Annotated in this window: 10 protein-coding genes, 1 tRNA gene and 1 pseudogene; 6 read left to right on the top strand and 6 right to left on the bottom strand. The window is 66.1% G+C overall.

Annotated elements, in window-relative coordinates; genetic code table 11:
* The coding region (locus EQG76_RS07980; protein ID WP_159712225.1) for a substrate-binding domain-containing protein at positions 1-360 on the top strand (360 nt) is incomplete at its 5' end.
* 9 nt (positions 361-369) lie between these two features.
* Here EQG76_RS07980 and EQG76_RS07985 read toward each other — a convergent pair.
* The 4 genes from EQG76_RS07985 to EQG76_RS08000 are packed head-to-tail and all read right to left on the bottom strand — an operon-like array spanning position 370 to position 4,275.
* Positions 370-1,125, bottom strand: a complete 756-nt coding sequence (locus EQG76_RS07985) for an SDR family NAD(P)-dependent oxidoreductase (protein WP_159712240.1) — start codon at positions 1,123-1,125, stop codon at positions 370-372.
* Positions 1,126-1,172: 47 nt separating this feature from the next.
* On the bottom strand, positions 1,173-1,991 hold the full coding sequence (locus EQG76_RS07990; protein ID WP_159712227.1) for a carbohydrate ABC transporter permease: 819 nt from the start codon (positions 1,989-1,991) through the stop codon (positions 1,173-1,175).
* On the bottom strand, positions 1,984-2,856 hold the full coding sequence (locus EQG76_RS07995) for a carbohydrate ABC transporter permease (protein ID WP_159712229.1): 873 nt from the start codon (positions 2,854-2,856) through the stop codon (positions 1,984-1,986). Before EQG76_RS07995 ends, EQG76_RS07990 begins: the two co-directional genes overlap by 8 nt.
* A gap of 57 nt (positions 2,857-2,913) precedes the next feature.
* The gene (locus tag EQG76_RS08000; protein ID WP_159712231.1) at positions 2,914-4,275 is read right to left on the bottom strand and encodes an ABC transporter substrate-binding protein; all 1,362 of its coding nucleotides are present in this window, start codon (positions 4,273-4,275) and stop codon (positions 2,914-2,916) included.
* A gap of 284 nt (positions 4,276-4,559) precedes the next feature.
* On the opposite strand from EQG76_RS08000, the gene EQG76_RS08005 reads away from it, so the two are divergent.
* Entirely contained in the window at positions 4,560-5,012 is a 453-nt protein-coding gene (locus EQG76_RS08005) for an MgtC/SapB family protein (RefSeq protein WP_200840653.1), read from the top strand.
* Between the two features lie 90 nt (positions 5,013-5,102).
* Positions 5,103-5,363, top strand: a complete 261-nt coding sequence (locus EQG76_RS08010; protein WP_159712233.1) for a hypothetical protein — start codon at positions 5,103-5,105, stop codon at positions 5,361-5,363.
* A gap of 743 nt (positions 5,364-6,106) precedes the next feature.
* Here the strand turns inward: EQG76_RS08010 and EQG76_RS08015 are convergent.
* A tRNA-Phe gene (locus EQG76_RS08015) sits at positions 6,107-6,182 on the bottom strand.
* Between the two features lie 564 nt (positions 6,183-6,746).
* Between EQG76_RS08015 and EQG76_RS08020 the strand changes: the two genes are divergently transcribed.
* From EQG76_RS08020 to EQG76_RS08030, 3 genes are all read left to right on the top strand, one after another.
* Positions 6,747-7,199, top strand: a complete 453-nt coding sequence (locus tag EQG76_RS08020; protein ID WP_159712234.1) for a c-type cytochrome — start codon at positions 6,747-6,749, stop codon at positions 7,197-7,199.
* A gap of 3 nt (positions 7,200-7,202) precedes the next feature.
* Complete coding sequence (locus EQG76_RS08025; protein ID WP_159712236.1) at positions 7,203-8,039, top strand: cytochrome c; 837 nt, start codon at positions 7,203-7,205, stop codon at positions 8,037-8,039.
* Between the two features lie 484 nt (positions 8,040-8,523).
* Positions 8,524-8,823 (top strand): hypothetical protein, encoded by a 300-nt coding sequence (locus tag EQG76_RS08030; protein ID WP_159712238.1) that lies wholly within the window; start codon positions 8,524-8,526, stop codon positions 8,821-8,823.
* Positions 8,824-9,044: 221 nt separating this feature from the next.
* Here EQG76_RS08030 and EQG76_RS33325 read toward each other — a convergent pair.
* Positions 9,045-9,302: pseudogene (locus EQG76_RS33325) on the bottom strand (IS5/IS1182 family transposase); the annotation flags it as partial.
* Positions 9,303-9,313: the final 11 nt, after the last annotated feature.

Below are 9,313 nucleotides of genomic sequence, written 5' to 3' on the forward strand. Positions count from 1 at the left end.
GGCGGCGACCTCCAGGCGATCGGCCGGGCCCTGCGCCAGCACCTTCAGCAGGACCCGTTGCCCACCGCGGTGTTCGCCCTGTCCGATGTCGCGACCCTGGCGGCGGTCCAGGAACTGGGTGAGCGTGGCCTGCGCATGCCGGAGGACGTCTCGATGCTGGGCTTCGACGACCATGAGTGGATGCAGGTCCTCCGCCCGCCGATCAGCGCAGTGCGCCAGCCGATCGAGGAGATGGCCCGCCACGCCTGGGCGCGCATGCTCCAGCGCATCCAGGGCGACCAGTCGCCGCCGTCCAGGATCCAGCTCGCCTGCACCCTGGAATGGCGGGCCTCGATCGCGGCGGCACCGGCACTTGCCTGACCGAAGGCGTCAGCCGCCATCGAAGATCAGCCCGCCGCACACGTTGAGCGACTGGCCGGTGATGAAGGCCGCGGCGTTGGAAGCGAGGAAGCACACGGCACCCGCCACGTCGTCGGGATAGCCGATCCGGCGCTGCGCCGTGGCGGCCGCCCATCGGTCGATGCTCGCCTGATCGGGCAGGTTCGCCTTGCCCAACTCGGTCATGATGATGCCCGGGCAGACCGAGTTGGCGGTGATGCCGCTGTCCTCCAGCTCCATGGCCAGCACCCGGGTGAATTCGAGCACGGCGGCCTTGCTGGCACAGTAATGGGCTTGGCCCGGTGCGCCGCGCTTGCCGCCTACCGAGGCGATGTTGACAATCCGCCCGTAGCCCTGCTCGCGCATGTAGGGCAGCACCGCCTGGGTGACCAGGAACACGCCTTTGGCATTGACGGCGAACACCTCGTCCCACTGCTCCTCGGTCAGGTCCTCGATCCGGGCGCTGGTGAGGATACCGGCATTATTGACCAGCACGTCGATCCGGCCCATCCGCGCCGCAGCGGTGCGCACGATGCCGTGGATCGCGGCCTTGTCGCGGACATCGGCGACCGTGACCAGGCTGCGCCGGCCCTCCGCCTCGATCAGGGCCGCGACCTCGTCCAGTGCGTCGGCCTGCCGGTCGATGTCGTTCAGCACAAGGTCAAACCCGTCCTTGGCCAGCGCCAGGGCGATGCTGCGGCCGATCCCGCGGCTGGCCCCGGTGACCATGGCGACCTTGTTGTCCATCACGACCTGCTCCCTTCCTTGCGCCTCGGTCCTGCCCGCTGCCGCCGTCACTTCACCGCCCCCATGGTCATCCCGGCCACGATGTGGCGCTGCACGAAGAAGGTAAGGATCACCGGCGGCACCAGCTGGATGATGGAGGCGGCCGCCATCTGCTCCCAGACGGTCTGCGCCTGACCGGAGAAGGAAGTGAGGATCACCGGGAAGGTGCGGGCGTTGCGATTGGTCAGGAACAGCGCGATCAGGAGCTCGTTCCAGGCGAACAGGAACACGAACACCGCGACCGTCATCAGTCCGCCGGCAGCCATCGGCACCATCACCTTGACCAGCACCTGCAGCCAGTTGCAGCCGTCGATCCTGGCCGCCTCCAGCACCTCGACCGGCGCGCTCCGGAAGAAGGACATGGCCATCCAGATCGCGAACGGCAGGTTGAACCCGGTATAGATCAGGATCATGCCGGTCCAGGTGTCGAGCAGGCCGACCCCGCGCATCGCCAGGTAGAGCGGTACCGCGGCCGCGATCGGCGGCATCATCCGGTTGCTGAGCACCCACATCTTCAGGTCCTCGCGGCCCTTGAAGGTGAACAGGGTCAGGCCGAAGGCGCAGGGGATGGCGATCAGCAGGCACAGTGCGGTGCTGCACAGCGTGATCACCACCGAGTTCAAGAGGAACGGCCAGTAGCCCTGGATCACGGCGGCGAAGTTGTCGAGATAGGTGAAGTCCGGGATCCAGATCGGCGGGATCTGGTAGATCTGGACTCTGGTCTTGAACGCTGTGAGCGCGATCCAGACGATCGGGGCTAGGTTGACGAGGGTCAGCACCAGTGCCGCGATGTAGAGGAGGAAGCGGGTCCGACGCGCGCTAGCCATGCTCGATCCTCCGCAGATAGCGCATGGCGAGGGTGGTGACGAACAGGGTGATGAACAGAATCAACACCGCGGCCGCCGAGCCGTAGCCCATGTTGAAGAACTGGAAGGACTGGCGGTAAGCGAACATGCTGATCACCTCGGTGGCATCGCCGGGCCCGCCGCGCGTGGCGATATAGACCACGTCGAAGAAGCGCAGATTGTCGATCAGCCGGATGATGGCGCCGACCAGCAGCACGTCGCGCAGGGCCGGCAGCTCGATGTGCCAGGACTGCTGGTACCAGTGCGCCCCGTCCAGAGCACTCGCCTCGTAGAGTTCGCGCGGCACCGCCATGAGCCCGGCCAGCATGATGAGCATGAGAAACGGTGTCCACTGCCAGACATTGACCATGATCACCGAGAGCAGCGCCACGTCCGCCGAGCCGAACCACCCGGATTCGGGCAGGCCCACCATGCGCAGCAGCACGTTGGCGATGCCGAGCGTGGGATTGAGGATGTAGGTGAACATCAGGCCGGTGATCACCGGCGTGACCATCATCGGCAGGATGAACAGGGTGCGCAGCCAGTTGACCGTGCGAATGTGCGCGATCTCGTAGAAAATCTTGGCGATGACGAAGCCGATCACGATCTCCAGCGTGATCGAGCCGGCAGCCAGGATCGCGGTGTTCAGGATCGCCTTCTGGAACAGAGGATCGGTGACGAGCTGGACGTAGTTGTCGATCCCGATGAACTGACTGCGCCGCGGCCGGGTCAGGTTCAGAGAGGTCGTGCTCATGTAGAGCGAGTAGAAGAACGGAAACAGCCCGATGATGGCGAGATAGGCAACGCCTGGGCCAATGAACAGCAGCTTCGTCGTTCGGCTGACCACCGTCGAGTTCCTTGGCGAAAAAGAGGCCGAGTGTCGCCACTCGGCCCCGCCAACGTCCTATTGCTGGACGGTGTAGCCGCCTTTGACCATCAGGTCGGCGATGCTGGTCTGGAGCTCGGCCAGGGCCTCGTCGACCGTCACCTGGTTCTGCAGGGCGCGGGAGAACTGCAGGCCGACCGTGTCGATGATCTCGAAGGATTCCGGAATGCGCGGCCGGCACTCGGCATAAACGTGCTTCTGGGTCTCGGCGATCGTCTCGACCCAGGGCATCTTCGCGCGGATCTCGGGGTCCTCGATCGCGGAAAGCCGGCTGGGCGGTCCGCCCAGCAGCACGAACTGCTTGTGGACCTCCTTGGAGGTGAACCACTTGATGTAGTCCCAGGCCATGTCCTTCTGGTTGCTGTGGCTGTTGATGCCCATCACCCAGCCGCCGAGCGGCGGCACACCGTCGATGCCCTCGATGTGCGGGAACACCGAGGTGCCGATCTTGTCGGCGATCTGGCTCTTGGAAGGATCGTGGAAGCCCGGGGTGCGCACCGACCAGGCGGTGATCATCGCGGTTTTGCCGGTGGTGAAGGTGGCGGCGCGCTGCTCCCAGTCGATCGATTCGGCGCCCGGCGGCTGGTACTGCAGCATTTCCTTGAAGAACTCGAAGACCTGCTTGGCCTCGGGCGAGTTGAACTGCGGAGTCATGTCGCTGTACGGGTTTTCGCTGCCCGGATAGGTGCTGGCGAACGGCTTGCCACCGAAGTTGAAGATCCACTCGAAGAAGGACTGGCCGATCGCCGAGCCGCGTGCATTGTTCAGCGCGGTGCCATACATGCCCGGGAAGTCCGGGTTGTTGGTGAAGTGCTTGGCGGCGACCTTGTAGTCGTCGATGGTCTTGGGCGGTTGCAGCCCGGCCTGCTCGAACAGGTCCTTGCGGTAGTGCATCATCATGAAATACGCGCCGAACGGCACGCCCACGATGGTGTCCTCCCATTCCGCAACCGTCTGGAAGGCCGGGACGAAGTCGTCCCATGCGATCACTTCCGGCTTGGTCTTCTCGATATAAGGCTTCAGGTCCTCGACGAACTCGCCGCTCCAGAACTCGCCGACCCATGGCGAATCCAGCACGATGATGTCGTACTGCGAGCTCTGCGAGGTGCCCTCCAGCACCTCCTTCTCATGGGTCTGATCATAGCCGAATGCGTCGATCGTGACCTTGGCACCCGTGAGTTGCTCGAAGATCGGGTTGAGCTGCTCGAACCCGCTGACCCAAGGATCCTGGATCATCAGGATCCGCAGCGTAGCGCCGTCATGCTTGCCGAGCTCGCTCGCCCAGTCGATCTGGCTGTCCTGCGCCCGGGCAGGGCGGCCGAGCATCGGCCATGTCGCCATGATGGTGCCGGCCATCAAGAGCGCGGTTCTGCGTTTCATTGCTGTCGCCTCCTCTGATCCCGTTGCTCAAGGCTGTGATCGTCCGGCCGGACCCCGCCTGGCGGACAGCACCGGCTCAGCGGCTGCCTCGCTGTCAGGCCGGCAGGAAGTCGGTCGGTCCCCCGCCGCAGCAGCGTCAAGGGGAAGCTCCTCCCGGTAAATCGTTACATCAAACTTTACGGATCCACCCGTCGCTGACAAGTGGCCAACCGAAGGGATATGCGGCTGCATCAACGGGCGAGGCTAGGCCGTCGGCCCGCCGCCATCAGCCGGGGGAGCGGACCGTGGAACTCGAAGAGATCGCCACCCGGATGGGGCTGGCCACCGGTGCCGGGCTACTGCTGGGCCTGGACCGGGAACTGCGGGGGATATCCGCCGGCATCCGCACCCATGCCTTAGTCGCGATGAGCTCGGCGCTGATCATGATCTCGAGCCTGATGCTGTTCGCCGAACTGCGTGGCGAGACGGGTGCCACCATCGATCCGCTGCGCTCCATCCAGGGGCTGGCCCAGGCAATCGGCTTCGTGGCGGCCGGTGCCGTCTTCGTCTCCAAGTCCAGCGTCCACAACCTGACCTCGGCGGCCAATCTGTGGCTCGCCGCCGCCCTCGGCATCGCGGCAGGTGCCGGCCAGTACCGGCTGGTGCTGGTGGGTCTGGTCCTGGGCCTGGTGATCGTGACGCTGGTGCGCGTGCTGGCCCGCTTCATCCCCGGCAGTGCCAAGATCCACGAGGACTGAGCGGGTCGGACACTCCCTTGGCGGCAGCCGCGAACATTGACTTTCCTGCGTCCGAAGGTTACCGTTCATCCATGTTTTGGAGGGTGAATGATGTTCCTGATGGATATGTTGGAAACGCTGCTCCGCGCGCTCGGCGGCATGTGCAGCCGGATCATCGCCGAGGCCCGGGAGCGCCCGGGCCTGACCACGCTGCTGGTCGCCGCCGCGATCCTTGGTAGCGGCGGGGCGGTCCTGCTGGCCCTGGCCGTGGCGACCGTCGCCTATGTCCTGCTGGGCGGCATCCGGCGCGACCGGATGGACCTGGCGGTCCGCCAGGAGCAGGCACTCCACCGCCATGTGTTTGGTGATTGAGCCCGGGCGCTGATCTCGTCCCGCTTCGCCTGCGTGGTAGCATATTCGCCCGTGGCGAGACGACCCGCTCCTCTGCCGCATGCCGCGGTCTTCCTGTGGGGCTGGTGGTGCCTCCGAACGGCTTGCGGGGCGGCGAGGGCAGAGGACAGCGAACGCTGCGGACGCCTTCACGAGTCGAGGTGGTCCGATTACGGCACTACCTCCTTCCGGCTGGCCCGTATCCTCCCAGGTGCCAAGCCTTTCTTCACCCGGCCGGCGGCACGGGCGAGGAAGCTGGTGCGCCCGTCGTCAGATGTGGCGAGGGGCTGACGTGGGCTCCCCGATCAGAATCGCTCTCGCACGGCATCCGGTCAGGCTCTGCCGGAGCGGCGGTGGTCCAATGGACATGGCGGACGAGCGACAGAGGTTCATCGTCCGGCGCCGGTTCGGGCCGCGCCAGCACGCGGCCGCAGGCGACGTCTGATCCCCAAGAGAGCAGGGCGCCGGTTGCCATGAAACTGCGCAGCAGCCGGCCCCGCACCATGTGCAGCCGCTCAGGCGCCAGCACCACTGGTCACCAAATGCCCCATCTCAGCCACAGTCTTGCCGTGGGTCTGGTCGCTCCAGGGCCAGCACCGCCGCCGTCTCACATCCCCGAAGTTCAGGATAACCTTGCAGCTGGGGACCAAGCTCGTCGCCAACCGGCGGCGAGCGCGCGCAAGAAGCGGTAGCAACCGACGAGTCTGCCAAGCGCATGAAAGAAATGGTGCCCAGGGACGGATTTGAACCGCCGACACGCGGATTTTCAGTCCGCTGCTCTACCAACTGAGCTACCTGGGCGCCCGCGTCGGTGGCGGGTTGTTAGCGACGGTCGGCGGCGCTGGCAAGCCTTCCCGTTGTGGTGGCACCGCTTCGAGGTCGAGGGGGCCGGCCGGCACGGCAAGGATCACCGTTGCATGGGTATGCGCACCATCTTCAAGTGGCGTCCCAGATACTGGCCAAACCTCGCCACGGCGCTTGCCGGGGCCTTCGGCGATGCTGAACTCCAGCCGCGCAGGTGCTCAGACAGGCGGACGCGGTCATCCGGCATGGAGAATCCCTCCCCGGATCCTCGAGGTGCCAGACTGCCGCGCCGCCGACCCGGCCGGAGCGGCAAGGGCTGGGGTCTACGGCAGCGCATTCGACAGCCAACCCCGCCGGAACTCGACCAGCGCACCGACATGTCGAACAATATCCCACCGATGTTGCGAACTTGCGATGCTGTGCCCGCTTCGGATCACGCCATGCCGATCCGACCGGCCGGGAGCGGCCGGTTCAACTTTTTTCTCGCCAGGCCACAACGAGAGCTTCGCGGAACCTCGGATTCATTCTAGAAAAACGCCATGTTTTGCTGGAGAGGCTGACATGCGCTTATCCCGATATGCCGTGATTTTCGCCGTCGTTGCCGGATCGACCCTGAGTGCTGGCTCGATCCTCGCCGCCGACGGCGTCATTGCCAAGCGTCAGGCCGACATGAAGGCCATGGGCAAGGAGATGAGTGGGATCAAGGACACGCTGGCTGCCAAGGGCGACCTGGCCAAGGTCCAGGCCCATGCCGAGACGATCCGGAAGATCATGGTCGAGGTGCCGGCCCTGTTCCCGGCCGGCAGCGATGCCGGCCCCACCGACGCCCTGCCCGCGATCTGGACCGACCAGGCGGGCTTCGACAGCGCGGTCAAGCGGGCCGACGGTCTCGCCGATGCCCTGGCCACGGCCGCTGGCAGCGGCGAGACCGCCGCTGCCACCGCGGCGTTCGCGGCACTCGGCAAGAACGGCTGCGGCGGCTGCCACCAGACCTACCGCAAGCCGCAAGGCTGACCCTTGCGTCTGGCATGCGCGATCCTGCTCGCGGCGCTGGGCCTCGCCTGGCCCGCGGCCGGCATGGAGCGGGGTGAACTCCTGTTCCATCTGGGCGGCTGCCAGTCTTGCCACTCTCGAGAGGGAGCACCGCCGCTTGCCGGCGGTGCTCCCTTGGTGACGCCGCTCGGCACCTTTCATCCGCCCAACATCACGCCCGACCCGGCGACCGGGATCGGCAACTGGAGTGAGGACGACTTCCTGCGTGCCATGGCCGAGGGAATCGCCCCGGATGGCTCGCCCTATTATCCGTCCTTCCCGTTCGCCAGCTATGCGCGGATGACAAGGGACGACCTGCGGGCACTCTGGGCCTATCTGCGCAACGAGGTGGCACCAACGGAGCGGCCCTCGCCACCGCACGAGCTGATGTTCCCGTTCTCGGTGCGCACCGGCCTCTGGGCCTGGCGCTGGCTGTTCTTCGACCCGGTGCCGATCGAGCCCGATCCGGCGCGGGACGCGGCGTGGAACGAGGGCGCCTATCTGGTGCGAGGCCCCGGCCACTGCGCGGAGTGCCACAGCCCCAGGACCTTCTGGGGCTTCGGTGTTCCGGATCCAGGCCAGGAGCTCGCCGGCAATCCCGGCGACCTGATCACCGGCCGGGCCCCCGCGATCACGCCCGATCCCGAGCATGGCATCGGCAAGTGGAGCCCGGGCGACCTGGACATGTTCCTGTCGCTGGGCATGACGCCGGAGGGCGACTTCGTCGGTGGCGAGATGGCCAAGGTCGTGGAGAACGCCACCGGGCCCATTCCTGAACAGACTCGCGCCGCCATCGTCTCCTTCCTGCTCACGCCCCGCTAGCGCGCCTGTCTGGACCGCAGCCGGGACAGGACGGAGCGAAGCATGGCGACGCGCCCACGGGGCCGACCAACCGACGTCTGCGGCGATGGGTCTCGAGCACCCAGGATGCGGCTCCAGATGCCGATCGCCAACGCCGCTAGGCCATGCGTCAAGCTCGTCAGCTCGGCCAGCGGGTTCCTCAGGTGGAGCGGGTACGAGCCAGCCAGGAAGCCCCATTCGATGAACCTGCCGTGGCCGATCGAGGGCCGGACTGCTCCGGGCATCTGCGTTGACGGCACTGGCTTTAGCCCGTCCTACATCACGGTACGCATCGTGACCGCGTCCAGATGCGGTCACGTCAGCAGCTCACAGCGTCAGGTTGGATCGGCATTCAGGCGTTCGCGAGGTGATTGTTCGGCGCGCGGCCCATTCTCCGGAACAAGCAGTATCTCATGATCGGCAGCAGCATTGTTCGTCCGCACCAGCAGACAGCGAACGGAAACAGGTGCTCGGATCAGCCGCGGCAGGCCGGGTCGGGGACACCACGCAGCCACTGACGCTGCTCGACGGGCAGGCCGGCGCCACCGTGTTTGCCAGCAAAACCTACGATGACAATGCCTTACGCGCTGCAACCATCAGCATGGGCGAAGGCGGTGCCGTCGAACTGCTGCCGCAGGTCGCCATTCCACACGGCGCCATCGCTACCGGCTGCACAACCAGATCGAGCAAGGTCCTCGCAGGCCCGAGCAATTCCAGCGCTTTCCAGCCCGCTGCGACCAATGCCGCCATGATCTGGCTGTGCTGAACGTCGATCCGGTCAGGCCAATCGCGGACGTCTGTAAGAGCCCTTCGCGAGACCACCTCATGACGAACTCGAGGCGGATCAGGCTGGTGGCGAGCAGGCGGAAGCCGGTGAGGATGTCGAGCCGCCGCTCGTAGCGGACGGTGAGGCGACGGAACCGGCTGAATCAGGCCAGGCTGCGCTCGATGATCTATCGACGCCACCCGCCGCAAACGATGCACCGCGATGCAGGCCCGGTTCCAGTCGATCGCGTCCGCCTTGCCCAGCCGGTCGAGCAGAACCCGCTGCAGCCGCGCCCAAACCGTAGCCGCCTGGCAGTCACGCGGCCTGCGCCAGCAGGTCATGCCCGACCCGCAGCCCATCTCTTCGAGCGGTAAGCCCACCGATCGTCGGCAGACGGTCGATCCGATCCGCAAGCGGGTACGGCCAGCAGGCCACGAGGGGCCAACGGCTGTGCGCAGCACGAACACGATGACTTCCAGTGCCCTGCGAT

The organism is Geminicoccus flavidas (genome assembly GCF_009806515.1).
Classification (GTDB): domain Bacteria; phylum Pseudomonadota; class Alphaproteobacteria; order Geminicoccales; family Geminicoccaceae; genus Geminicoccus; species Geminicoccus flavidus.

Excerpts from the sequence above, each read along its gene's own strand:
- EQG76_RS07985 (WP_159712240.1), bottom strand. The coding sequence starts at position 1,125 with ATGGACAACAAGGTCGCCATGGTCACCGGGGCCAGCCGCGGGATCGGC.
- EQG76_RS07990 (WP_159712227.1), bottom strand. The coding sequence starts at position 1,991 with ATGGCTAGCGCGCGTCGGACCCGCTTCCTCCTCTACATCGCGGCACTG.
- EQG76_RS08000 (WP_159712231.1), bottom strand. The coding sequence starts at position 4,275 with ATGAAACGCAGAACCGCGCTCTTGATGGCCGGCACCATCATGGCGACA.
- EQG76_RS08010 (WP_159712233.1), top strand. The coding sequence starts at position 5,103 with ATGTTCCTGATGGATATGTTGGAAACGCTGCTCCGCGCGCTCGGCGGC.
- EQG76_RS08020 (WP_159712234.1), top strand. The coding sequence starts at position 6,747 with ATGCGCTTATCCCGATATGCCGTGATTTTCGCCGTCGTTGCCGGATCG.